At 63.6% G+C, this 22,959-nt stretch carries 23 protein-coding genes and 1 riboswitch; of the genes, 11 read left to right on the forward strand and 12 right to left on the reverse strand.

The features are described 5' to 3' along the window. Positions 1-109: 109 nt before the first annotated feature. Positions 110-418 (reverse strand): cell division protein ZapA, encoded by a 309-nt coding sequence (locus tag MTR64_RS02335; RefSeq protein ID WP_243990302.1) that lies wholly within the window; start codon positions 416-418, stop codon positions 110-112. A 7-nt stretch (positions 419-425) separates the two neighbouring features. After that, positions 426-599, reverse strand: a complete 174-nt coding sequence (locus MTR64_RS02340) for a hypothetical protein (RefSeq protein WP_243990303.1) — start codon at positions 597-599, stop codon at positions 426-428. A gap of 199 nt (positions 600-798) precedes the next feature. On the opposite strand from MTR64_RS02340, the gene tkt reads away from it, so the two are divergent. The 7 genes from tkt to MTR64_RS02375 all read left to right on the forward strand — a co-directional run bounded on the left by tkt (position 799) and on the right by MTR64_RS02375 (position 8,917). Beyond that, positions 799-2,787 carry a transketolase gene (tkt, locus tag MTR64_RS02345; RefSeq protein ID WP_243990304.1) on the forward strand — a complete coding sequence of 663 codons (1,989 nt, stop codon included), beginning with the start codon at positions 799-801 and terminating at the stop codon, positions 2,785-2,787. A 12-nt stretch (positions 2,788-2,799) separates the two neighbouring features. After that, entirely contained in the window at positions 2,800-3,807 is a 1,008-nt protein-coding gene (gene gap, locus MTR64_RS02350) for a type I glyceraldehyde-3-phosphate dehydrogenase (protein ID WP_243990305.1), read from the forward strand. Positions 3,808-3,869: 62 nt separating this feature from the next. Continuing rightward, entirely contained in the window at positions 3,870-4,289 is a 420-nt protein-coding gene (locus MTR64_RS02355; protein WP_243990693.1) for an MOSC domain-containing protein, read from the forward strand. Next, positions 4,286-5,485, forward strand: a complete 1,200-nt coding sequence (locus tag MTR64_RS02360) for a phosphoglycerate kinase (RefSeq protein ID WP_243990306.1) — start codon at positions 4,286-4,288, stop codon at positions 5,483-5,485. Before MTR64_RS02355 ends, MTR64_RS02360 begins: the two co-directional genes overlap by 4 nt. A 33-nt stretch (positions 5,486-5,518) precedes the next feature. Continuing rightward, positions 5,519-6,649 (forward strand): acyltransferase family protein, encoded by a 1,131-nt coding sequence (locus tag MTR64_RS02365; protein WP_243990308.1) that lies wholly within the window; start codon positions 5,519-5,521, stop codon positions 6,647-6,649. An 86-nt stretch (positions 6,650-6,735) separates the two neighbouring features. Then, a complete protein-coding gene (locus MTR64_RS02370; protein WP_243990310.1) occupies positions 6,736-7,647 on the forward strand; it encodes a fructose bisphosphate aldolase in 912 nt (303 codons plus the stop codon). Between the two features lie 159 nt (positions 7,648-7,806). After that, positions 7,807-7,914: riboswitch (SAM-I-IV-variant riboswitch) on the forward strand. 37 nt (positions 7,915-7,951) lie between these two features. Further along, entirely contained in the window at positions 7,952-8,917 is a 966-nt protein-coding gene (locus MTR64_RS02375) for a homoserine O-succinyltransferase (RefSeq protein ID WP_243990312.1), read from the forward strand. Here the strand turns inward: MTR64_RS02375 and MTR64_RS02380 are convergent. Further along, a complete protein-coding gene (locus MTR64_RS02380) occupies positions 8,914-9,246 on the reverse strand; it encodes a hypothetical protein (RefSeq protein WP_243990314.1) in 333 nt (110 codons plus the stop codon). The two genes, MTR64_RS02375 and MTR64_RS02380, sit on opposite strands and share 4 nt — an antisense overlap. A gap of 229 nt (positions 9,247-9,475) precedes the next feature. Here MTR64_RS02380 and thiE point away from each other — a divergent pair, with 229 nt between their 5' ends. Continuing rightward, complete coding sequence (thiE, locus tag MTR64_RS02385) at positions 9,476-10,150, forward strand: thiamine phosphate synthase (RefSeq protein ID WP_243990316.1); 675 nt, start codon at positions 9,476-9,478, stop codon at positions 10,148-10,150. On the opposite strand, the gene MTR64_RS02390 is transcribed toward thiE, so the two are convergent. Genes MTR64_RS02390 through npdG form a run of 6 tightly spaced genes read right to left on the reverse strand, consistent with a single transcriptional unit; the run spans position 10,120 to position 15,847 of the window. After that, positions 10,120-11,379, reverse strand: a complete 1,260-nt coding sequence (locus MTR64_RS02390; protein ID WP_243990318.1) for an MFS transporter — start codon at positions 11,377-11,379, stop codon at positions 10,120-10,122. The two genes, thiE and MTR64_RS02390, sit on opposite strands and share 31 nt — an antisense overlap. A gap of 49 nt (positions 11,380-11,428) precedes the next feature. Next, the gene (locus MTR64_RS02395; RefSeq protein ID WP_243990320.1) at positions 11,429-12,688 is read right to left on the reverse strand and encodes an MFS transporter; all 1,260 of its coding nucleotides are present in this window, start codon (positions 12,686-12,688) and stop codon (positions 11,429-11,431) included. A 43-nt stretch (positions 12,689-12,731) separates the two neighbouring features. After that, entirely contained in the window at positions 12,732-13,652 is a 921-nt protein-coding gene (locus tag MTR64_RS02400) for an LLM class F420-dependent oxidoreductase (protein WP_243990322.1), read from the reverse strand. Between the two features lie 29 nt (positions 13,653-13,681). Then, entirely contained in the window at positions 13,682-14,539 is an 858-nt protein-coding gene (locus tag MTR64_RS02405; RefSeq protein ID WP_243990324.1) for an SDR family NAD(P)-dependent oxidoreductase, read from the reverse strand. A gap of 55 nt (positions 14,540-14,594) precedes the next feature. Beyond that, positions 14,595-15,200, reverse strand: a complete 606-nt coding sequence (gene cofC / locus MTR64_RS02410) for a 2-phospho-L-lactate guanylyltransferase (protein ID WP_243990326.1) — start codon at positions 15,198-15,200, stop codon at positions 14,595-14,597. Next, complete coding sequence (npdG, locus tag MTR64_RS02415) at positions 15,197-15,847, reverse strand: NADPH-dependent F420 reductase (protein ID WP_243990329.1); 651 nt, start codon at positions 15,845-15,847, stop codon at positions 15,197-15,199. Before npdG ends, cofC begins: the two co-directional genes overlap by 4 nt. Positions 15,848-15,963: 116 nt before the next feature. Here npdG and cofE point away from each other — a divergent pair, with 116 nt between their 5' ends. The 3 genes from cofE to cofH are packed head-to-tail and all read left to right on the forward strand — an operon-like array spanning position 15,964 to position 20,044. Continuing rightward, positions 15,964-16,746 carry a coenzyme F420-0:L-glutamate ligase gene (cofE, locus tag MTR64_RS02420; RefSeq protein ID WP_243990331.1) on the forward strand — a complete coding sequence of 261 codons (783 nt, stop codon included), beginning with the start codon at positions 15,964-15,966 and terminating at the stop codon, positions 16,744-16,746. Then, entirely contained in the window at positions 16,743-17,699 is a 957-nt protein-coding gene (cofD, locus tag MTR64_RS02425) for a 2-phospho-L-lactate transferase (protein ID WP_243990332.1), read from the forward strand. The genes cofE and cofD overlap by 4 nt, the downstream gene beginning before the upstream one ends. A gap of 2 nt (positions 17,700-17,701) precedes the next feature. Further along, positions 17,702-20,044, forward strand: coding sequence for a 5-amino-6-(D-ribitylamino)uracil--L-tyrosine 4-hydroxyphenyl transferase CofH (gene cofH / locus MTR64_RS02430; protein ID WP_243990334.1), 2,343 nt, complete (start codon positions 17,702-17,704; stop codon positions 20,042-20,044). Between the two features lie 3 nt (positions 20,045-20,047). Here cofH and MTR64_RS02435 read toward each other — a convergent pair whose 3' ends face one another. The 3 genes from MTR64_RS02435 to MTR64_RS02445 all read right to left on the reverse strand — a co-directional run bounded on the left by MTR64_RS02435 (position 20,048) and on the right by MTR64_RS02445 (position 22,929). Beyond that, positions 20,048-20,767, reverse strand: a complete 720-nt coding sequence (locus MTR64_RS02435) for a helix-turn-helix transcriptional regulator (RefSeq protein ID WP_243990336.1) — start codon at positions 20,765-20,767, stop codon at positions 20,048-20,050. 463 nt (positions 20,768-21,230) lie between these two features. After that, positions 21,231-21,707 (reverse strand): VOC family protein, encoded by a 477-nt coding sequence (locus tag MTR64_RS02440; RefSeq protein WP_243990338.1) that lies wholly within the window; start codon positions 21,705-21,707, stop codon positions 21,231-21,233. 55 nt (positions 21,708-21,762) lie between these two features. Continuing rightward, on the reverse strand, positions 21,763-22,929 hold the full coding sequence (locus tag MTR64_RS02445; protein ID WP_243990340.1) for a sulfotransferase family protein: 1,167 nt from the start codon (positions 22,927-22,929) through the stop codon (positions 21,763-21,765). Between the last annotated feature and the right edge of the window lie 30 nt (positions 22,930-22,959).

Below are 22,959 nucleotides of genomic sequence, written 5' to 3' on the forward strand. Positions count from 1 at the left end.
GGACCATGTGCGTCGGACCAGGATCCGGGCAGGGACAGCCCCCTTGGATTGCTTATAGCCTCAGGGATGTTCGAACGGCTCGTGCCGGGCAGATCCCGTCCTGCACTATCTAGGCGTTCGCCGCGCTACCCTCAAGGAGGTCTGCAAGATTTTCAATGCGTACCGCCATGCTGGCGAGCCGGTCCTGCAATTCCGCAGGAACGGCTGCGGGAGTCTGTCTCCCTTTCAGTTCATGCACCTCGTCGGCGAGTAGCAAGGCGGCATACAGCATCATGCGCGCTTCGGTCTGCCCGGTCGCGCCGGCCGCCGTCACCTTGGCGTCGATCAGCGTGCCCAGATGGCCAACATGGGCTTCCTCCCCGTCAGCACAGGCAACGGTAAAGCGCTTGCCGCCGATCGAGAGTGTGACGTTGCTCATGGCACGATCAATCCGGCTGATTTTCAATAAGCTGGTCGAGCTGTTCCAGCGAGCGCGACACAGAGGCCTTGAACCGTACATGACGGTCGCGAAGTTCGGTCAAGGCAGGCGCCGCAGCTTCGACGCGCGCCAAAGCCGCCTCGATCCTTTCAACCGCATGCACGATCGGCACATCCTCCATCCGGCCATGGCTATAGCCTTATTGCTCCAAGGCAAGTATTTGGGGGCGGTTGTTCACAATCTTGTGAACTCGCGGGCCAGCCATGAATACCGCTGCGGCGTGGCGAAATCGGGGGCTGAACTTGACGGGAAGCCGCCTCTCCCTAAAGGGGGGCGCAAAATAACGAATCGTCCACAAATTCCGCTCCGGAGCCAAAAACATGACGCTTACCCCCGACCGTCTTGCGACGATGGCCAATGCCATCCGGGCGCTGTCGATGGATGCGGTTCAGGCTGCCAACAGCGGCCACCCGGGCATGCCTATGGGCATGGCCGATGTCGCTACGGTGCTTTTCGCCAAATTCCTGAAGTACGATCCCGCAGCGCCCAAGTGGGCTGACCGTGACCGTTTCGTGCTGTCGGCCGGTCACGGTTCGATGCTGATCTATTCGCTGCTCCATCTCACTGGCTACGAAAGCCCGACGATGGACGACATCCGCAACTTCCGTCAGCTCGGCTCAGTTTGCGCAGGGCACCCGGAAAACTTCCTGATTCCCGGCGTCGAATGCACCGGTGGCCCGCTGGGGCAGGGGCTGGCAATGGCTGTCGGCATGGCGATGGCGGAGCGCCAGCTCAACGCCACGTTCGGCGGCGATCTCGTCGATCACAACACCTGGGTAATCGCGGGTGACGGCTGCCTCATGGAAGGCATCAACCACGAGGCCATCGGTCTTGCCGGCACGCTGAAGCTGGGCAAGCTCAAGGTCCTGTGGGACGACAACAAGATCACCATCGACGGCGACACCTCGCTCTCGACGTCCGAGGACATTCCGGCCCGTTACCGCGCGTCGGGCTGGGACGTGTTCGATTGTGACGGCCACGACTTCGCCGATATTGAACGCACACTGGCAGCTGCTGCCGCTTCGGACAAGCCGACGCTGGTCGCCTGCCGCACCGTGATCGGCAAGGGCGCGCCCAACAAGCAGGGCGGCCACGACGTTCACGGCGCTCCGCTCGGTGCTGCCGAGATTGAAGCGGCTCGTGAATACCTGGGCTGGACGTCCGCGCCGTTCGAAGTCCCTGCTGAGATCATGGCGGACTGGCGTTCGCTGGGCGCTGCCGGCGCCAAGACCCGCGCCGAGTGGGAAGCGCGGCTTGCCGCAGCCCCGGACGCGGCCGAATTCAACCGCCGCATGGCTGGCGAACTTCCTGAGGTCGAACCGATCCGCAAGGCGCTGGCCGAATGGGTGGAAGGCGATGCCACCGTGGCTACCCGCAAGGCGTCGGAAAACTGGCTGAACGTGCTCGCGCCAGCGATCCCGGAAATGATCGGCGGCTCAGCCGACCTTACCGGCTCGAACAACACCAAGGCCAAGTGCCAGGCTCCGTTCACTGCCGAGGACTATTCGGGCCGCTATGTCTATTACGGCATTCGCGAGTTCGGCATGGCTGCCGCGATGAACGGCATGGCGCTGCACGGCGGAGTCATTCCTTACGGCGGCACATTCCTGATCTTTTCGGACTACTGCCGTAACGCGATCCGCATGTCGGCGCTGCAGGAGACGCGCGCCATCTATGTTCTGACCCATGACTCGATTGGTCTGGGTGAAGACGGCCCGACCCACCAGCCGGTTGAGCACGTGATGAGCATGCGCCTCATTCCGAACCTCAACGTGTTCCGTCCGGCCGACGTGATCGAAACCGCAGAGTGCTGGAACCTGGCGCTGGAAGCCGCCGGCACGCCTTCGGTCCTCGCACTGACCCGCCAGAACCTGCCGCAGCTGCGCAAGTCCGGCGACATGCTCTCGGCACGCGGCGCCTACGTGCTGCGTCACGCCGAAGCAGATCGCAAGGTGATCCTGATCGCTACCGGTTCGGAAGTCGAACTGGCCTGCAAGGTGCGCGATACGCTCGAAGGGCAGGGCATCGGTGCCGATGTCGTCTCGATGCCGTGCATGGAACTGTACGAGGCGCAGGACGAGGCCTACAAGCACGAGATCCTGCCGCACGATCCCTCGATCCTGCGCGTCTCGATCGAGGCCGGCACGACCATGGGCTGGGAGCGCTACACGGCAGCAAGCCGCAATGGCGGCCTCAACATCGGCCTGGACCGCTTCGGCGCGTCGGCCCCGGCCAAGGACCTGTTTGCACGCTTCGGCTTCACCGCCGAATCCATCGTGCCCAAAATTCTGGACAAGCTCAGCGCCTAAGGAGGAGTATTTATGGCGACGAAGGTTGCGATCAACGGTTTCGGACGTATTGGGCGCCTTGTCGCCCGCGCCATTCTCGAGCGCCCCGATTGCGGGCTCGACCTGGTTTCGATCAACGACCTGGCGGACACCAAGTCCAACGCGCTCCTGTTTGGCTTCGACAGCACCCACGGCCGCTTCCCCGGCACCGTGGAAGCTGGCGAAGGCAAGATCACTGTCAACGGCAAGGACATCGTCGTCACCGCCGAGCGTGATCCCGGCAAGCTGCCGCACAAGGAACTGGGCATCGACATCGTGCTCGAATGCACCGGCTTCTTCCAGTCGAAGGAAGCGTCGCAGCCGCACCTCGACGCGGGCGCCAAGCGCGTGCTGATCTCGGCCCCGGCCACCGGCGTCGACAACACCATCGTCTTCGGCGTGAACCACGAGACGCTTACCGCCGATCACATCGTCGTGTCGAACGCGTCGTGCACCACGAACTGCCTGGCACCGGTTGCCAAGGTGATGAACGACACCGTCGGCATCGAGCGTGGCTTCATGACCACGATCCACTCGTACACCAACGACCAGCGCATGCTCGACCAGATCCACAGCGACCTGCGCCGCGCCCGCGCCGGTGCCGCCAACATGATCCCGACCACCACGGGTGCCGCCCGCGCCGTCGGTCTCGTGCTGCCGGAACTCAAGGGCAAGCTCGACGGTTCGTCGGTCCGCGTGCCGACCCCGAATGTCAGCCTTGTCGACCTGTGCTTCGTGCCGAAGCACGACACGACCAAGGAAGAGATCAACGCTGCCCTGAAGGCCGCTTCGGAAGGCGCGATGAAGGGCGTTCTGGCGTACACCGACCAGCCGCTGGTTTCGTCGGACTTCAATCACTACCCGGCGAGCTCGACCGTCGACAGCCTCGAAACGGCCGTCATGGAAGGCAAGTTCGTCCGCGTCGTGTCGTGGTACGATAACGAGTGGGGCTTCTCGAACCGCATGCTTGACACTGCGGGTGCGATGGCGAAGTTCCTCTGACAGTGAATCCGGCAGCGGGCACGCTCCGGGGCATCGCGCGGCGATCTCGATCGCGTGGTGCCATGGAGGAACTGGTGTCCGTTGCCGTCACAGCCGCCGCGGGAGTCCATGGGGACTTTCGCGGCGCCGTGCGTCAGGGAAAGCTGCCGCGCCGGCAGGTCTCGCTGATCGAGGCGGAAAGCTGGGAAGCGGCGCTGCGTGAACTGGATGATGCCCAGGCACAGCTGTTACCGTGGTATTCGCGCCGCGCGAACTTGTGCGTCGCCGGTATTCGCCTGCCCCGTGAAGCGGGCGCGATCATCGCGATCGGGTCGAACTGCCGCATAGAAGTCACCATGGAATGCGATCCATGCAGCCGCATGGACGAGATCAGGCCGGGCCTGATGGCCGCGCTGACGCCGGACTGGCGCGGTGGCGTGCTGGGGCGGGTCCTGGATGACGGCGAGATTGCCGTCGGCGACGATGTGAGGATCGAAAGATGAGCGCTTTCAAGACGATTGATGATCTGGGCGACGTGACCGGCAAGGTCGCGCTTGTGCGTGTCGACCTGAATCTGCCGATGCAGGATGGCGCCGTCACCGACGATACCCGCATCCGCGCAGCCGAACCGACCATCAAGGACCTGTGCGACAAGGGTGCCAAGGTCCTGCTTCTCGCGCACTTCGGCCGCCCCAAGGGCGAGCGCGTTTCGACCATGTCGCTGTCGATGGTTGTCGGCGCTGTCGAGAAGACGATCGGCAAGGAAGTCATGTTCGTCCCCGAGATCGCCGGGCCTGTCGTCGAACAGGCGATCGGCATCCTGCGTCCGGGCGACGTGGCAATCCTCGAGAACACCCGCTTCTGGAAGGGCGAGGAAAAGAACGACCCCGAACTGGTCAAGGCAATCGCTGCCAACGCCGATTTCTACGTCAATGACGCCTTTTCGGCTGCACACCGAGCCCATGCCACGACCGAAGGTCTCGCCAAGGCGCTGCCCGCATATGCCGGGCGCTCGATGCAGGCCGAACTGGAAGCGCTCGACAAGGCGCTTGGCACGCCGGTGAAGCCGGTTGCCGCCGTGGTCGGCGGCGCCAAGGTCTCGTCCAAGCTCGACGTGCTCAAGCACCTCGTCACACAGGTCGATCACCTCATCATCGGCGGTGGCATGGCCAACACCTTCCTCGCCGCCAAGGGCGTCGACGTGGGCAAGTCGCTGTGTGAGCATGACCTCACCGGCACCGCCAACGAAATCCTCGAAGTCGCCGATGGAGCAGGCTGCACGGTCCACCTGCCGTACGATGTCGTCGTCTCAAAGGAATTCGCCGCAAATCCGCCGTCGCTGCGGACCTGCAACGTCCACGAGGTTGCTGCCGACGAAATGATCCTCGATGCCGGTCCGCTGGCGGTCGAGGCATTGGGCGACGTGCTCAAGACCTGCCGCACGCTGGTGTGGAACGGTCCGCTCGGCGCGTTCGAGATGGCGCCGTTCGATGCGGCCACCGTGGCACTGGCCAGGACGGCCGCAGCCCTGACCCTCGAAGGTACCCTGACGTCCGTGGCCGGTGGCGGTGACACCGTTGCGGCACTCAACCATGCGGGCGTGGCTCAGGACTTTACCTACATCTCCACTGCTGGCGGTGCCTTCCTCGAATGGATGGAAGGCAAGGAACTGCCCGGCGTGGCGGCGCTGTCCGCCTGACCCCGCCGCGCGCGCACGGTGCGGAGCACTGCGATGAGCGATGACGGTTTCCTTTCGGGAGAGGCGCCAGTGGTCGCACCACGCTCATCGCAGCGGTATGTGACGCTCGACGGCATGCGCGGTATTGCCGCGCTCGCCGTCGCGCTGTTCCATTTCGACTTCATCCGGGCACCGCATGGCTATATCGCGGTAGATTTCTTCTTCGCGCTTTCGGGCTTCGTCCTCTGGCAGGCCTATCACGAGCGGTGGAAGCAGAAGGGATACGGCATTCTGCCCTTCATGCGCCAACGCGCCATCCGGCTCTATCCGCTGTTCCTTCTGGGCATCCTGCTGTGTACCGCCACGACACTGGGACAAATGGCCGGGGGTGACTGGAACGCCCGGACAGCGCACAAGATTGCCTACAGTCTTCCCACCAATCTGCTGATGTTGCCGTCGCCGGTTACGCAGGCACTGTTTCCGATCAATCTGCCGGCCTGGACGCTGTTCTTCGAACTGGTGGCGAGCTTCTTCATGGTGACGGTGCTGTTCCGTTTGCCCTGGATGGGCCTCGTTGCCGTCTGCCTGCTAAGCGCCTGGGCGCTCGTGCCCGTTGTGATCGAGCGCCAGAGTGCGAATATCGGCGCCCTGTGGCGGGAATGGCCGGTAGCCCTTGCGCGAACCGCGTTTTCGTTTGCGCTGGGAGCGATAGTCGCCCGTCTGCCGCAACCCGCCGTGCGGCCACGAGGCTGGGTGGGCGCGCTATGCCTGCTGGCCATCGCCTATGTTCTCGGCCTGTTCGTGGGTTTCGGGATGGGCGTCAGCATTCCGGTGAAGACGCCTGCTATCGGCCACTATGATCTGACCTGCATTCTGCTGCTCTGGCCGGTGCTGCTGGTGCTCGGTTCCCGTTTCGAAGTGCCCTCTCTGCTCGCAACACCGTCCAAGTTTCTCGGCGATGTGTCCTTCGCACTCTATGCCGTGCATTGGGCGCTGATCGATCCGTTCAAATGGTTGAAGGACGACGTGGGCGTCCCGGCGTTGCTGAGCGCGGTGCTCTATATTGGCACAGCACTGACGGTGTCGTGGTGTGCCGTAAAATGGTTCGACGAGCCCGTCCGCCGTAAGCTTTCCGCCATTTTTCGGGGGGGTACCAGGTCCCCGCTTACCGCCAGCGCGACATGACCACAGCGGTTCTTGCCTCAGTTGCGAAACGCCGGTGCGGACGATAACGTCGCGGCAAATTTTTAGAGCCAATCAGGAGGAGTAGTATGGAATATTCGGACATGAAGGCGAAGATGGCCGCCGGTAACGGCTTCATCGCCGCGCTCGACCAGAGCGGTGGCTCTACCCCGAAGGCGCTCAAGGGCTATGGCATCGAGGAAGGTGCCTGGTCGACCGAAGAGGAAATGTTCGGCCTGATCCACGAGATGCGTTCGCGCATCATCTCCTCGCCGGTGTTCACCGGTGACAAGGTCATCGGCGCGATCCTGTTCGAACGCACCATGGACGGCCAGGTTGGCGGCGTGCCGACCCCGGCAGCGCTGATCGCCAAGGGCATCGTTCCCTTCATCAAGATCGACAAGGGTCTGGAAGACGAAGCCAACGGCGTGCAGCTGATGAAACCGATGCCGACGCTCGATGCCCTGCTGGAGCGTTCGAAGGCACTCGGCGTGTTCGGCACCAAGGAGCGCTCGGTGATCAACTCGGCCAATGCCGAAGGCATCGCCGCCGTCGTCAAGCAGCAGTTCGAGATCGGTGCGCAGGTGATCAGCCACGGCATGATGCCGATGATCGAGCCCGAAGTGAACATCAAGAGCGAAACCCGCGCCGAGTGCGACACCATCCTGCTCGCCGAGATCCTCAAGAACCTCGACGAACTGCCCGAGGGTCAGCAGGTCATGCTCAAGCTCTCGCTGCCGGTCGTCCCGGGCACCTTCGACCCGCTGGTCGAGCACCCGAAGGTCCTGCGCGTCGTGGCGCTCTCGGGCGGTTACTCGCGCAAGGAAGCCTGCGTCGAGCTCGCCAGGAACAAGGGCATCATTGCCAGCTTCAGCCGCGCGCTGCTCAACGACCTGCGCGCGCAGATGAGCGAGGACGAGTTCAATGCCTCGCTCGCTGAAGCGATCGACGACATCTACAAGGGTTCGACCCAGAAGGCCGAGGCGGCAGCCACGGCCTGAGCCGGAACGAAATTTTCGGAATAAGTGAAAGGCGGTGTCCCTTCGGGGATGCCGCCTCTTTCTTGTGGTGACCGGTGCGGAATGTGACAGGTCCGGAGGTAATAGGAAACCGGATATTCACCCGGATATTGCACTCAGCACAGCATCGTCTTACATAGACACCAGCATCAAGAGTTGGGTCGACGCCCAACGCCAACCTGCCGATCCGGGCAAGGTGGCACCTCTGCAAAGAGGGATGTGGCCGATCCGGCAACCAAACGGACCCAGCCACTTCGCGTCGTTCCACATGAAGGAATGAACAGAAGTGCCGATCACGATCCCCGATGACTTGCCAGCCCGGCAGACCCTGGAAGCCGAGGGCCTGTCCGTCATGCGCCAAGCAGACGCGGTGCGGCAGGATATCCGGCCCTTGCGGATCGGCCTACTCAATCTGATGCCGGACAAGATCAGCACCGAAACGCAGCTTGCCCGCCTGCTCGGCGCGACGCCGATCCAGATCGAGCTGACACTTGTGCGGATCAGCGACCATGTCGCGCGCAACACCTCGGCCGACCACATGGAGGCATTCTACCGCCCGTGGAACGATGTGCAGACCGAACGTTTCGACGGCTTCATCATCACCGGGGCCCCGGTCGAACACCTGCCGTTCGAGGAAGTGCGCTACTGGGACGAGCTTTGCGCAATCCTCGACTGGACGCAGACCCATGTCCACCGCACCCTCACGATCTGCTGGGCGGCGCAGGCGGCATTGCAGTACTTCCACGGCGTGCCGAAGCTGAACCTGCCTAAAAAGGCCTTCGGCGTGTTCCGGCACCACAACCTCGTACCGCACTCGCCGTACCTGAGGGGCTTTTCCGACAGCTTTGGCGTGCCGGTATCCCGCTGGGCGGCGTCTTGCGCAGACGCGCTGGATGCAGCAGATGCCCTGACAGTTCTTGCGGCGAGCGCCGAGACTGGCCCTTGCCTCGTGGACGATCCCGACCACAGCGCCCTGCACATGTTCAATCATCTGGAATATGACGGCAGTACGCTGGGCGACGAATACCGCCGCGATGGCGGTCGTCAGCTCCCTCTCGGCTATTTCCCGGACGACGATCCCGAACAGCTGCCCGAGAACCGCTGGCGCAGCCATGCGCATCTGCTGTTCGCGAACTGGATCAACGAGATCTACCAGACGACACCGTTTGATGTGAGTACGATAGGCAGCAGGGAAATTCCAGCACCGGCGATCGAACAGCCTGACCACTCCCCGTCGGCAACGCTGAGCTAAAAACCGCCGACGAAGCGGAAGCCGAAGCGGTAGGCGGCAGGCTCTACCGCACCGCTGTTCTCGTTCGTGAACTTGTCAGGCCGGACCTCTACGAGTTCGAGCGTGCCGTCCGCCACCTGAACCTGTTTGCCTGAGGTCACCTCCAGATCGCGGTGGCGTGTTCCCGTTTTCACCCGCACGCGCAGCCGCACCTGTCCGGCCCAGACGCAACGGGCGTTGGCGGGGCAGCGGCTGTCTTCCAGCACTTTGAGCGGAGTCACCTGCGGGCCATCCACCGAAACAGTCTGGCCCAGCGCCGCATAGATGAGCGGTGCATTTGGCGCGGGCACTGGCGGCGAGCTGTGTGCCTCAAGTAGCGGAGGGGGTGACGGCGGCGGGGAGGGCGCATTGGCACCGGGTTCAGCGGCAGGAATGATCGTACAGCCGGCAAGGGCGAACGATGCGATGAAGGAAAGTTGCGCACGCAATGTCATGCCCTCAGGAAGCATCCGGGGCCTGAATGGTTCCGGAATGCCAGGAACGCTTGGCGCGAGCCCTGTGCGCGGCTAGAGCGCGGTGATGACCGACGACACCGAACAGCCCGAATTCGAACGCGAACCGGCACAGCTCTACCTGATTTCGCCGCTCGAGGTTGGCGGCGACTTTCCGCAGCGGCTTGCCCGCGCGCTCGATGCGGCGCCGGTGGCGGCATTCCAGTTCCGGGTGAAGGATATCGATCAGCATGAGGCAGCGCGGCTCGCCGAACCGCTGCAGGCGATCTGCGCCCAGCGCGAGGTGGCGTTTATCGTCAACGATTCGATCAGCCTAGCCAAGCGGATCGGGGCCGATGGCGTGCATCTCGGGCAGGACGACGGCACGGTCGAAGAAGCCCGCAAGGCGCTCGGCCGCGATGCGCAGATCGGCGTAACCTGCCACAACAGCCGCCACCTGGCCATGGAAGCAGGCGAGGCGGGCGCGGACTACGTGGCCTTCGGCGCCTTCTTCCCGACCTCCACCAAGCAGGTGAAGCACACGGCCGGCCTCGACCTGCTCGAGTGGTGGCAGGGGATCTTCGAAATTCCCTGCGTCGCCATCGGCGGCATCACGCCGGAAAATTGCGGGCCGCTGGTGCAGGCAGGCGCGGACTTCCTTGCCGTCAGCGGCGCCGTGTGGAACGGGGATGAAGCCGCTGCGGCCAAGGCCTTTCACACGGCGATCAGCGGTCAGTGGGATTTGCTATCGAAAGTGGGATAAGCGCCAAGGCGCGTAACCAGCAACACCGCCGCAATCGCCAGAACGAGACCGGTCGCGAGGAAGGCGGAATAGGTGTCTGTCGCATCGCGGATATACCCGGCCAGAACAGGACCAATCCCGGACCCGAGGCCCATGCCGCTCGAGGCGATGCCATAGATCTTGCCGAAGTGGAGCACGCCGGCATAGCGGGTAACGAGATAAGTGCCGACGGTGACACAGGCACTTGAACTGAAACCGGCAAGGAGCACGCCCATCGTCAGCGTGGTCTGCGAGCTGTGCCCCTCCATGAGTACCGCAAAGGCGGCCGCGAACAGGCCGTAGCAGGCGAACGGCAACAGCGCGCTCCGGGTCCTGTCTGCCAGAAACCCTGCCAGCAATTGGCCTGCGAGCGCCGAAATCCCGATCAGCGCGATGATGCGGGCTGCCGATACGCCGGACACACCGCTGTCGGTCAGCAGTGGGAACAGATGCATCGACAGGCCGCTCATCACCAGACTGAACAGCGACATGGCCAGGATGATCCGCCACACGGTGACGCTCCGCAGCGCCTGTTTGAACGTGAGACCGCGTTCGCCGGCATGAGCTGAAGGTGGCGCCGTGCCTGCCCGGGCCGGGCTTGCGCGCCCCGGTTCGCGAAACAGCACAAGGTTGACCAGAAAGGCTGTCCCGGCCCAGCCGATACCCATGACCGCGAAAGTCACGCGCCAATCGAAGCTGGCGATTAGATGCTGGGTTACGAGCGGGGCGGCAATCTGCGTGAAAGACATTCCGAGCATCACGACAGCAAGCGCAAGCCCGCGGCTGACGTGGAAACTGGAAGAGAGGGCGCGATGCCAGACGGTGGTCCGGATCAGGAGCTGCGAGAATGAATAGGCCACCCAGCACGCCAAATAGAGCGCGTACCAGCCAGTCATGAGCGAAAAGGCAGCGAAGGCAAGGCCGTTAAGAACCAGTCCCGGCAGGATCAGCCTGCGCGAGCCGAAACGGTCGGCGAGGGCGCCGGCCACGGGTGCCAGCGGGGTGGTGATCAGCGCGAAGATGGTCATCCCCAGCGAGACTTCCGCCCGGCTCCAGCCGAATGCGGCCTGCAGCGGCTCCATGTAGATACCCAGAGTTACGGCTGGAATGGCGATGACGGACATGCCGAGAAAACTGGCGAGTGCCAGCCCCCAGTGCATCCGCCATTCGCGCCCCGCGGTGTCCGGCACGCCTGCCAATGATGCGGTCATTCTCTCTCCCTTGCATGCGATGGCCATGCGTTTCCAAGGCATCGTGCTGTTATTCGTTCCCCCGGTCTTGCCCGGCTGTCTTGAACTGCGGGTAAGGGCCAAGCCCGATGAACAGCAGTGCGCACAGGAGCATGACCGGTGCGGCGGTCATCAACAGGGCGTCGTAGCTGCCGGTGAGATCGTGAACCGAGCCGGCGATCAATGGTCCGGCAGCGGTCCCGGCCATCATCGTCGAACTGATCGTGCCAAAGATCGCGCCGAAGTTCCTGAGGCCGGCATAGCGCGATATCAGGTAAGTCGAGATCTGCAGTCCGGCACCGGAGGCAAAGCCCACGCACATCGCCCCAAGGGTGAGCGGCAATGCTCCAGTGAACAAGCCGATCAGCAGGAAATACCCCGCCGCGCCGGTGACAAAACCCGAAAACGGGATCACGCTGCCCTGCACCCGGTCGAGAAGCCAGCCACAGCCCAGCTTGCCGGCGAGCCCGGCAAGCCCGGCGGTTGCGGCGATATCGACTGCGCGGTCCATCTCAATGCCTTTTTCCGCGACGATTCGCACAAGGTGCACCGAAACCCCCGACCCCACGATCGACATTACCAGATTCGCAACCGCGATCCGGATTACCCGGCTGTCGCGCGTGGCCTCGCGGATGGTCAGCCCGGGCAGCACGGCCGCGGGAGCAGCACCGGCGGCGGGAGGCTGCCGCGCCTTGCGGGCATGGGCATCGAAGTAGAACGGCACCAGCAGGACGAGCGCCAGCCCGGCCCAGCCCAGACCGAGCCAGAAATAGGCCTCGCGCCACCCGAACGCGGCAATCAGCTTGTTGGCGATGACGGGGGCCAGGGTCTGCCCAATCGCCGATCCGCTGAGCACCACGGCCAGTGCCAGACTGCGCGCAGAGGTAAAAATGCTCGAGATTCCGGCGCTCCAGACCGTGGACTTGATGGCCAGCGCAAAGACGCCATAGACGACATACAGCGCGATCCATTGCATCATTGAACCACTGAGCAAGCTGAAAGCGGCAAAGGAAAGACCCGACAGGACCATCCCGGCGATGGCGAGCTTCCGTGTCCCGAACCGGTCCACCGCCATCCCCACGAACGGCCCGCCCAGCATCGAAATGCCGGCGAAAATCGTCAGGCCAGAGGAGAGGGCAGTGCGGCTCCACCCGAACTCCTTCTCAAGGGGGCCGATGAAGGTACCGAGCGAATAAGTGATGACCGTGTAGAACGACATCCCGACCATCGCCGCGAGGACAGTGGCCCAATATCTGCGCCACTCTTCGCGCGCTGTCATCGGTTCGTTCATCAGGCAGCCCCTCCCAAGGCTCCGTTGCCGGCTTTGCGCCGGATCAGAAGTCGATCTTCGCAATCACCTCTTCGCCGAACTGGCGCGCCATGTCGCAATATTCACCGCGTGTACCGGCATAGACCGTGGCGCCGGAGGCATCGATGCCGATCGACTTCAGGTGCGCGAAATGGTCCAGTGCTTCCTGCGCGCTCCATCCTGCCTTCACCGAATAAGTGGACGAGGCGATCACCTTGGGCGGTGCCGCGCGGCCGACCTTGGCGCAATGGTCCTGCATATAGGCGATCGCACCCTTCACGTCGTCATCACCTTCCATGCTGGCGGTACGTGCAGTGTCGGTGATGGTCTTGGGCACGAAGAAGGGGTGCCAGGCATCGCCCAGTTCGACCGTGCGGCGCAGTGCGCGCTTGGAATTGCCGCCGACCAGCAGCGGCGGATGCGGTTTCTGCGCGGGCGTGGGCAGCACCCGGTTGCCCAGTGCGGTGTAGCCGGTGCCCTCAAACGTGAAATCCTCGCCGGTCCAGGCCAGCTTCATCGCCTGGATATATTCGTCCATCAGGTCGTTGCGGGTGTCGAAATCGACGCCCAGCGCCTTGTATTCTGCCTTCATGTACCCGGCCCCCATGCCAAGGATCACGCGCCCGCCTGTGAAGTGGTCGAGCGAGGACACCGCGCGCGCGGTGATGAAGGGATTACGGTAGGGCAGGACGATGATGTTGGTCTGCAGCCGCAGCTTCGTGGTCACGGCCCCCAGCATCGAGAGCATGACGAACGGGTCCTGCGCATAGTGCCCGCCGTTATCGAGCCAGCGGGCCGAAGGCACCGGGTGATCGGTGACCGAACCGGCATAGAAACCCGCATCCTCGACGGCGCGGGCGATTTCGTGAAGCGCCTGCATCGAGACGAATTCGTCGGCCTGATGGACATGGTCGAAAGGCAGGCTGGTGCTGAGAGTGAAAGTCATGGTCGTGCTCTTGTTTGTCCGGGGGAAACTTATTCGATAACTTCGGGCGGAAGTATCCACGTATCTTCGCGGTTGCGGACCCAGCCGCTTGAGGCCCATGAGCCGCCGTCTACCGGGATGATTGTTCCGGTGACGTAGCTGGCCATCGGTGAGGCCAGGAAGACTGCAACCTTGCCGCATTCCTCCTCGAAGCCCCAGCGTCCTGCCGGGATGCGCTTGCGAATGCCTTCCATTTGCGCTGGGCTCGGCTGATACCAAGCGTCTTCATCCACCGGTCCGGTAAACTGGCCGCTGGTGCCGGGCGTGCGGGTGAAATCCGGCGCAATCGTGTTCACGCGGATGTTGTGCTCTGCAAATTCGAGCGCCAGCGTGCGGGTAAGATTGTTGATCCCGGCCTTGCATGCGGCATAGACCGCATAGCCCGGCGCCGCGCGCGAACCTTCGATGCTGGTGACGTTGATGATCGAGCCGCCGCAGCCGCCCTCTATCATCACCGGCACCGCAGCCTGCGTGGCAGCAAGGTTGCTGATCAGGTTGATATCGATGTGTCGACGCCAGTTCTTCTCGGCGAGATCGAGGAAATTTCGGCGGGTGACACCGCCCGCATTGTTCACGAGCACATCCAGACGCCCGAACTTATCCGCCGTGGCGGCCACTGCGTTCTGCACGGCGTCGACGTCCATCACGTTGCCCGGGATACAAAGCGCCTTGCGCCCGCGCGCCTCCACGATCTGCGCGACCTGCTCGCAGCGCTCCGGGACCACATCGATGATGGCAACGTCAGCGCCCATGTCCGCCATGCACAGCGCAATGCCGCGGCCAATGCCGCCACCGCCGCCCGTTACGAATGCCACCTGTCCCGTCAGGTCGATGTCGCTTGCCTGCAAATGTCCTCTCCACCGCTTCCGTGCCGTATTCGGCATCGGCGGCCACGTTGACGGCCTAGAATGTATACACCTCTCGAGCATCAACCAGATCGCAGGGCTCGTCTATATCTTTCTCCAGCCCCTCGCTGAGGATCGTCTCCACGGTAAGCCCCAGCCTTTCGGCCTCCTCGCGGTGGCGGGCCGCACTGTCCGTGCCGTAGCAGAAGCGAAAGCCTGCCGCCTCGGGCAAGGGCAGAGAAAGGGCATTGGTGCCGGTGCCGTGCCGGTCAGGGGCGATGGCGACACTGCGACGCGGCGCTTCGGCCAGAAGGTCCAGATCGAGCGCGGTGACGCGCGGAAGATCGGCGGCGATCACGATGAGCCGATCCGGGCGCCCGTCCATGCCCGCAATCTGCGCCAAAGCACCTTCCAGCGCGGCGTTGAGCCCCTTGCCGGAATCGCCGATCAGCGGAATGTCCGCATCCAGCCCGTGACGGGACGGGCCTGCCAGCACGGTCCGCGCAATCCGTCCCGCACCCTTCGCGGCAGCGGCGACATGGCGCAGCATGGCATCGACAAGCGCCTCACGCTCGCTTTCGGACAGCGCGTCGGCAAGCCGTGTCTTGCCTTCGCCACTGCCCTTGATCGGGATCAGCGCCCAGGTGACGGTAGCCTCGCTCATGGGATGGGCGGCGCGTCCGTCAGGTTGGTGAAGCGGATTCCCGCGCCATCGGCCTTGTAGGTCTTGTTCATGTAGATGAGGATCGAGGTCAGCGCCTCGGCCGCCGCCGAATTGCACAGCGCGCCGCCAGAAAGGCCGCGCAGGCCCATGCCGGGGCACAACTCGACCACGGTCTTGCGGGCTTCCACATCGTCGGAGAAGACCAGCACATCGCAGTCAATCGCATGATCACTGTCGAGGTGATGGGCCGAGACATTGTGGAAGGCCGTGACCAGCTTCACGTCAGGCCCGAGGTGTTCGCGCGCCTGCATCGCCGCGCTTCCTTCGGCGGGAAGCTGCACGCGCATGACCTTGGGCGGGACCAACGGCACGGTCGTGTCGACGACCACGGCATCGCCGACCTTGTCCTTGATGAGAGCCAGCGTGTCTCCCTGCGAGGAATGGGGCACGGTCACGATGACCACGTCCTTGCCGGCCGCGGCGTCTTCATTGGCTGCATAGCCCGCGGCGCCAAGTTCCTCGGCCGTGACCTGAGCCTTTTCCGCCGAACGCGAACCGATCGTCACGTCATGCCCGGCCTTGACGAGGCGGCGGGCGATGCCCTTACCGAGTGCGCCGGTTCCCCCGATGACCGCGATGGATGCCATTTCCACTTCTCTCCTGCGAATTCTTGAACGTTATGGTTGTCGTTGGCAGCACAGCGGACCTAGAGGAAGTCCCCACGAGGAAACAGGCCATGCAGCCTGCTGAAAGAAGGCCCCGAATGAACAGTCCCCCTGCGATCGTCGTGCGTCCGCTTGCCGGATTGCCCATGTTCGCCCCCGGAATGCCAATTGTGCAAGCGATTTGCAGTGCCCTGGAGGCCGAAGGCGATGGCTTCCGTGACGGCGATATCTGCGTGATGGCGCAGAAGATCGTATCCAAGGTGGAAGGACGTGCTGTCGAACTGGCTGACCTGACGCCGGATCGGACAGCAGAGGATCTGGCTCGGAACACTGGCCGCGAACCTGCCATGGCGCAGGCCATCCTGAACGAGAGCAGCGAGATCCTGCGCGCCACGCCTGCCGCGATCATTGCTCGGCACCGGACCGGGCATGTGCTGGCCAACGCCGGGATCGACGCGTCCAATATCGAGGGCGGCGATACCGGAACGGTGCTGCTGTGGCCCGAAGATCCCGACGTCTCGGCGCGAACCATCCGGGCAGGACTTCAGGCGGCGAGCGGCAAGCAAATTGCCGTCGTGATCGCGGATTCGATGGGCCGGGCCTGGCGCATCGGGACGGTCGGCACGGCTATCGGCTGTGCAGGCCTGACAGTGCTGGAAGACCGGCGGGGCAGGGCCGTGGACCTGTTCGGGCGCACCTTGCAGGCAACCGTTATTGCCGTGGCGGATTCAATAGCCGCGATGGGAGCGCTGGCCATGGGTGAGGGTGATGAGGGTACCCCTGTGGCCATTGTTCGCGGCGCCGGAAAGTGGGTTTACGACGAGGACGGGCAGGGCGCCGCGAGCGGATTGCGGCCGATCGAACAGGACATGTTCCTATGAGCGAAAAACACGTTCTCGCGCTGTCCGGCGGTGTCGGCGGGGCCAAGCTGGCTGCAGGGTTGGCTGCCGTACTGGCGCCTGAGGACCTGACGATCGTCGTCAATACCGGCGACGATTTCGAGCACCTTGGTCTCACCATCTGCCCGGACATCGATTCCGTCACTTATGCGCTTGCCGGCCTAAACGACACGCAGCGGGGCTGGGGGGTCAAGGACGAGAGCTGGCAGGCCATGGCCATGCTCAAGGATCTGGGCGAGGCGGACTGGTTCAACCTCGGTGACCGTGACATGGGCATGCACATCGCCCGGTCCTGGCGGTTGCGGGCGGGCGACACCCTGTCTGCCGTTACGGCGCGATTGACCCGCAAACTGGGTATCGCTTCAGCGATAGTTCCGATGAGCGATGCCCCGTTGCGCACACAGGTGGGCACGGCTGATGGATGGCTGGACTTCCAGCGCTACTTCGTCGCCGAACAGTGCCGTCCGGTAGCGACCGCAATCCGCTTCGACACGGGACCGGCCGGAGCGGCGCCGTCACCCGCCTTTGCACAGGCACTGGCGCGCGAGGACCTCGGCGCAATTGTCGTATGCCCCTCGAATCCGTACCTCAGCGTCGATCCCATTCTGGCTGTCAATGGCGTTCGCGAATTGCTTGCTGCCCGCAAGGTGCCGCTGGTGGCTGTCTCGCCGCTGGTGGGCGGAACGGCGCTGAAAGGGCCGCTGGCAAAGCTTCTGAGTGAACTCGGGCAACCTGTATCGAACCAGGCGATCGCCGCTCACTATGGCGATCTGCTCGACCACCTGATCATCGACGAGAGCGATGCCGCCGATGCAGGGGGCTTGCGCGAAACGGGGCTTTCGGTCACGGTTACGGGAACAGTCATGTGCGATGCCGGAGATCGGGAGCGGCTTGCGCGCGTAGCACTGTCGGCAGCCCGTATCGAAACAGGATAACCATGGCTCGTGACGACAGCGCACTGATTACACGACTCCTTTCCACGCCTCTTGAAGACCTGCTCGCCGAAGCCCGCGCCTGCCGCGGCACACGGCAGGGCCCGGGCACGCCCGCGCGGATGACCTATTCGCCCAAGGTCTTCATTCCGCTGACGCGGCTGTGCACCGACGTGTGCCACTACTGCACTTTCGCAACGACGCCCTCGCGGCTCGAGGCTCCCTACCTGTCCGAGGACGAGGTGCTGGCGATTGCCCGCGCCGGGGCGGAGGCAGGTTGCAAGGAAGCGCTGTTCACGCTGGGCGATGCGCCCGAACGCCGTTACAGCGCCGCGCGCGAATGGCTGGCCGAGCGCGGCTTTGCGCGCACGATCGACTACGTGCGCCACTGCGCCGAGCGGGTGCTCAAGGAAACCGGCCTGCTACCCCATGTGAACGCCGGTGTGCTCGGGGAAGAGGACTACCTGATGCTGCGCCCGGTCGCCGCGTCGGTGGGCCTGATGCTCGAAAGCACGTCGGAGCGGCTGCTCGAGAAGGGAATGTGCCACCATGGCTCGCCCGACAAGCTGCCGGCGGTGCGTCTCGCCTCGCTGGAGGCGGCGGGACGCGCCAGCGTGCCCACGACCAGCGGTGTGCTGATCGGCATCGGCGAGGCGCCGGAAGATCGCATCGAAGCGCTGATCGCGCTGCGCGACCTGCACGCGGCGCATGGACACCTGCAGGAAGTGATCGTCCAGAACTTCTGCCCCAAGCCGGGCACGAAAATGTCCGGCGCGGACGAGGCGACCGAAGCCGATTTCCTGCGCGTCATCGCCGCCGCGCGCATCATCCTGCCGGGCGAAGTGTCGGTGCAAGCGCCGCCCAACCTCAACGACGAGCGGCTTGCCGAACTGATCGACGCCGGGATCGACGACTGGGGCGGCATCTCGCCAGTTACGCTCGACCACGTGAACCCGGAAGCGCCCTGGCCCGAAGTCGAACAACTCGCGGCAGTCTGCGCCAAGGCGGGCCTGCCGCTGGTTGAGCGGCTGACGGTCTATCCGCGCTACATCGGCTCCGCGGGCAGCGAATGGCTCGATCCGGCAATCCGGCCTGCTGTGCTCAAGCTCGCCGATGCCGAGGGGCTGGCGCGCGACAGCCGCTGGAGCCCGGGCGTTGCCGATAAGGCGCCCGGTTCCGTGCTGATGCCGCTGGGCCGGCGCGACCATGGCCCGGTTGCATCACGAATCCATCGCATCCTCGACCGCGCCGCCAGCGGCGCTTCGCTGGGCGAAGACGAGATCGTCTCGCTCTTCGCCACGCGCGGCGCGGCGGCGCAGGCCGTGGTGGAGGCTGCCGATGCGCTGCGCGCAGAGGTGCGCGGCGATACGGTGACCTATGTCGTCAACCGCAACATCAACTACACCAACATCTGCACGCATGCGTGTTCGTTCTGCGCCTTCTCCAAGACCAGCATCAAGGCGGGGTTCCGCGACAAGCCGTACAATCTCGATCTCGACGAAGTGGCGGGACGGGCGCGCGAAGCGGTGGAGCGCGGGGCCACCGAGGTCTGTCTGCAGGGCGGCATTCACCCCAGCTATACGGGCGAGACCTACCTTTCGATCCTTCGCGCGGTGAAGGACGCATGCCCGGACCTGCACGTCCATGCCTTCTCGCCGCTCGAAGTGAGCCAGGGCGCGCGCACGCTGGACATGCCCGTAGCGGACTATCTCGCGATGCTGCGGGACGCCGGGCTGGGCTCGCTGCCGGGCACCGCGGCGGAAATCCTGTGCGATGACATCCGCGCGCAGATCTGCCCGGACAAGCTGACGAGCGAGGAATGGCTCGATGTCGTGGGCACCGCGCACCGGGTGGGCCTGCCGACGACCTCGACGATCATGTTCGGCCATCTCGAAGGCATCGAACACTGGGCCCGGCACCTGCTGGCGCTGCGCAATCTGCAACTCGATACCGGCGGCATCACCGAATTCGTGCCCCTGCCGCTGGTGCACATGGAAGCGCCGTTCTACCGGCGCGGGCAGTGCCGCAAGGGGCCGACATGGCGCGAAGCGGTGCTGATGCATGCGGTGGCGCGTCTGGCCCTCCACGGCGCGATCGATTCGATCCAGTGCTCGTGGGTCAAGCTGGGCATGGACGGTGCCGCCGCCGTGCTGATGGCGGGCTGCAACGATCTGGGCGGCGTGTTGATGGACGAAAGCATCAGCCGGGCCGCAGGGGCCGCGCACGGCCAGATGGCAACGGCCGACGATCTGCGCACGGCTGCAGAAAGTGTCGGACGCACGCTCAAGCAGCGCACGACGCTCTATGGCGACGTTGCAAGCTCTGTGCGGTCGGATGAAATGGCCTGAGCTTCAGGCGGCGATCAGACCCATCCCGATGCCGCGGACAGCGGCGGACGTCCGGTCCGCCACGTCCAACTTTTCGTAAATGCGGCGCAGGTAGGTGTCGACGGTGCCAGCGGAAATCCCGAGGATTTCGGCGATGACGCTGTTGCTTTTGCCCCGCGCGACCCAGTCCAGGACTTCCCTTTCGCGCATGGACAGCGGCCGCTCCCCGGCGTGGCTGCTGGCGGTAAATTCGCAGATTCGCAAATGGGCAGCCTGCGCGGCAAGGTGCATTTCCCGCAGTGTGTTCTCGTCGGTCCGGGCGGACTCGGTCATCTTGCCGATACCCACGTAGCCGTCGTGCCCGCTGGGGCCGTAACATGGGATCGTGTAGCCATCACCAATCTCGAGCTCTTGCATCATCTTCAGGAAGCCCTGCTCTTCGGGTGTGGTGTCCACCGATTGCCAGGCCTCGGTCCAGCGAACGGGAACGCCCAATGCCATCGCTGTGCGTGGCACCACATCGAGCCGCTGGAAATTCGCGGAGAGGTAGGCCTCAACCACCTCGCGGCTCAGGCCATGGTGTACCGGCTCGATCAGGCCCTGCGGAGTATTACCGTGCGTTCCCGGAGGTGCGGAAAAGTAGAAACTGGCAGAAAATCCATTGCCCTTGAAATAGACCAGCATGACCTTGAGAAGGTCCGGCAAGCTCTTGCTACGCAAAATCTTGTCCATCACCGCTGGCATGGCGCTGTCCTGCAGGCATGACGGGAAGAGCAGAACGTCTGTTTGGCCACACAGCTGTCGCAAACCAACTGCGGAATTTGGAAAACGTTACACAACGGAATCTGCATAGCGTCCTTCCTCCCCAAGGATGAACAACTATACCCTAAATATGCGATTCAGGCACGGCTGAATAAATTCTGTTTCATACTTGTTATATAATCCGTCGCTCCGCCAAAAGCGGATTGAGCCAGCCGGTGCCACGGCGTTGTCACGTAAGTGCGGGACTCGAGCGCAAAACGGGCAACTCTTATGTGCAGCGTTCTGCCAATCAGCGGGCGCCTTCCTCCTCCCTCGGGCGCCTGTCAGATATGCCCCAACCCTCGGGTCGCACCAGGTTGCCGAGCATCACTGCTGTGCCGCAGGCCTGAAACAGACCTGTCAGTTCTGACAACAGACTGACAGGTCCATTCCCTGAAACGGATTGTCACATCGCCCGGATCTGCTGCCACATGGCGTCCGGCATCCAGGTATATTCGATGTAGTGCCCGAAGACGTTGCGGGCATCGAGGTAGAGGAACTTGAGTGCGTTCGGATCCTCGCCGGACAAATCGCGTTCCATCGCCACCGGAAATTCCTGACTGTCGACGCGGGTGCGGAAATCCGCCCAGTCATCGATGCGGAAGCATATATGGTGGAATCGCAGCGGCCCGCCATTCGAGAGGCAGTTGGCATAGATGCCCACTTCGTCGATCTCGTTCTCGATCAGCTCGTACTGCAGGTCGCCGATCCAGATAAAGCAGATCCGGCCCTTCTGCCGCTTGGGGCCTTCCGGGGTCAGCACCGTCTGGTCCACGGGGATGATGAACGGTTCTTTCGTGAGCCCTCGTCCCCGGAACAGGTCGATCGCGGCCTCGAGGTTATCGCAGACATAGGCGTTCTGGTAATGCATGCCTTCGAGCATGTTTCTCTCCCAATTGAGAAGGGGCGGGCTTTTTCAGCGCCGCCCCTGACGTGTGTCAGCCCTCGCGCGCGACGTCGTAGCGGGAGAGGTAGCGCTCGAAGAGCGGCTCCAGTTCTGCCTTGGTGAGACCGTACTGGGCGAGCTTGTACTCATGCTTGCCGAACTTGTTCTGCGGGTTGTCGTCCACCCACTTCTGGACGCCGGCCTCGGCTTCAGCCGTCCATTCATCGCCCAGCTTGGCGTAGAGCTTCTTGGTCTCGCCAACCGGGTCATCGACGAGATCGGCGTAGTGGACGTCGATAATCTTATCCTCGCCGAACTTGTCGCGGAAATCCATGATGCGGTTGGCGTGCTCGGCAGCCTGCCAGGGATAGTCTTCCTTCAGCCACTCGGTGTCGACCTTGCCCATGTGCGCCATGTGGTTGAGCGAAATGATCGAGCACAACGAGCCGGTCGCGGTGAAGGGATCGCGGTGCGTCCAGACCACGCGGGCATCGGGATAGACCTTGAAGATCGTCTCCAGCCACAGCGAGTGGCTCGGCTTCTTCACGTTCCACACGCCGCTGGTGTGATGCTGCAGCACCTGCAGGAACTTCTTGTGGTACTCGTAGGCACTGGTCATGTCGCACGAGAAGATGAAGTCCTTGTAGAGCGGCAGCTTGCCCTTGGACTCGATCATCAGCGTCTTGAAGTCGTGCGCCATGAAGAACACGCATTCGTTCGGGTAGATGGCCGAGCCGCGATAGTACTTGCCCATCTCCGGATTGGCCTCGAGCATGGCCTTTTCCTGCGCCAGACGGTCCTGCGCGCGCGGATCGTTGATCAGTAGGTCGTTCGAAGAAACCGGTGGCACCGGATCGTCGATTTCCCAGGTCAGCGGCGAACGGCGTGCCGGATCGGCTGCCAGCAAGTTGGACATCAGCGTGGTGCCGGTACGCGGCACGCCCATGACGAAAACGGGCCTTTCCACCGGCCGATCGAGCAGTTCCGGGTTCTCGCGAAGGTACTGCGAAACCTTCAGGCGCCCGCGCAGATAGTGCACGGAATCGCTCTTGGCGCGATCGACGCCACCTTCGTTCATCCACCCCTTTTCGATGCCTTCGTTGAAGGACCGGACGAAGGCGTCGAGGCCTTCGCGGTAGGTGTCGTTGTCGAATTCGGTGATGCCCGTTTCCTTCATCGCCTGTTCGATGAGGGCGTCGGCGACCAGAAGCTCGGTCATGCGTGCTCTATCCTCTGTCCCGTTGGGTTG

This window comes from Novosphingobium album (ex Hu et al. 2023), from assembly GCF_022832385.1.
In the GTDB taxonomy this organism is placed as follows: domain Bacteria; phylum Pseudomonadota; class Alphaproteobacteria; order Sphingomonadales; family Sphingomonadaceae; genus Novosphingobium; species Novosphingobium album.

Bases quoted from the DNA above. Each gene is read 5' to 3' on its own strand.
- MTR64_RS02335 (WP_243990302.1), bottom strand. From the start codon at position 418: ATGAGCAACGTCACACTCTCGATCGGCGGCAAGCGCTTTACCGTTGCC.
- MTR64_RS02340 (WP_243990303.1), bottom strand. From the start codon at position 599: ATGGAGGATGTGCCGATCGTGCATGCGGTTGAAAGGATCGAGGCGGCT.
- tkt (WP_243990304.1), top strand. From the start codon at position 799: ATGACGCTTACCCCCGACCGTCTTGCGACGATGGCCAATGCCATCCGG.
- gap (WP_243990305.1), top strand. From the start codon at position 2,800: ATGGCGACGAAGGTTGCGATCAACGGTTTCGGACGTATTGGGCGCCTT.
- MTR64_RS02355 (WP_243990693.1), top strand. From the start codon at position 3,870: ATGGAGGAACTGGTGTCCGTTGCCGTCACAGCCGCCGCGGGAGTCCAT.
- MTR64_RS02360 (WP_243990306.1), top strand. From the start codon at position 4,286: ATGAGCGCTTTCAAGACGATTGATGATCTGGGCGACGTGACCGGCAAG.
- MTR64_RS02365 (WP_243990308.1), top strand. From the start codon at position 5,519: ATGAGCGATGACGGTTTCCTTTCGGGAGAGGCGCCAGTGGTCGCACCA.
- MTR64_RS02370 (WP_243990310.1), top strand. From the start codon at position 6,736: ATGGAATATTCGGACATGAAGGCGAAGATGGCCGCCGGTAACGGCTTC.
- thiE (WP_243990316.1), top strand. From the start codon at position 9,476: ATGACCGACGACACCGAACAGCCCGAATTCGAACGCGAACCGGCACAG.
- MTR64_RS02390 (WP_243990318.1), bottom strand. From the start codon at position 11,379: ATGACCGCATCATTGGCAGGCGTGCCGGACACCGCGGGGCGCGAATGG.
- MTR64_RS02395 (WP_243990320.1), bottom strand. From the start codon at position 12,688: ATGAACGAACCGATGACAGCGCGCGAAGAGTGGCGCAGATATTGGGCC.
- MTR64_RS02400 (WP_243990322.1), bottom strand. From the start codon at position 13,652: ATGACTTTCACTCTCAGCACCAGCCTGCCTTTCGACCATGTCCATCAG.
- cofC (WP_243990326.1), bottom strand. From the start codon at position 15,200: ATGAGCGAGGCTACCGTCACCTGGGCGCTGATCCCGATCAAGGGCAGT.
- npdG (WP_243990329.1), bottom strand. From the start codon at position 15,847: ATGGCATCCATCGCGGTCATCGGGGGAACCGGCGCACTCGGTAAGGGC.
- cofE (WP_243990331.1), top strand. From the start codon at position 15,964: ATGAACAGTCCCCCTGCGATCGTCGTGCGTCCGCTTGCCGGATTGCCC.
- cofD (WP_243990332.1), top strand. From the start codon at position 16,743: ATGAGCGAAAAACACGTTCTCGCGCTGTCCGGCGGTGTCGGCGGGGCC.
- cofH (WP_243990334.1), top strand. From the start codon at position 17,702: ATGGCTCGTGACGACAGCGCACTGATTACACGACTCCTTTCCACGCCT.
- MTR64_RS02435 (WP_243990336.1), bottom strand. From the start codon at position 20,767: ATGCCAGCGGTGATGGACAAGATTTTGCGTAGCAAGAGCTTGCCGGAC.
- MTR64_RS02440 (WP_243990338.1), bottom strand. From the start codon at position 21,707: ATGCTCGAAGGCATGCATTACCAGAACGCCTATGTCTGCGATAACCTC.
- MTR64_RS02445 (WP_243990340.1), bottom strand. From the start codon at position 22,929: ATGACCGAGCTTCTGGTCGCCGACGCCCTCATCGAACAGGCGATGAAG.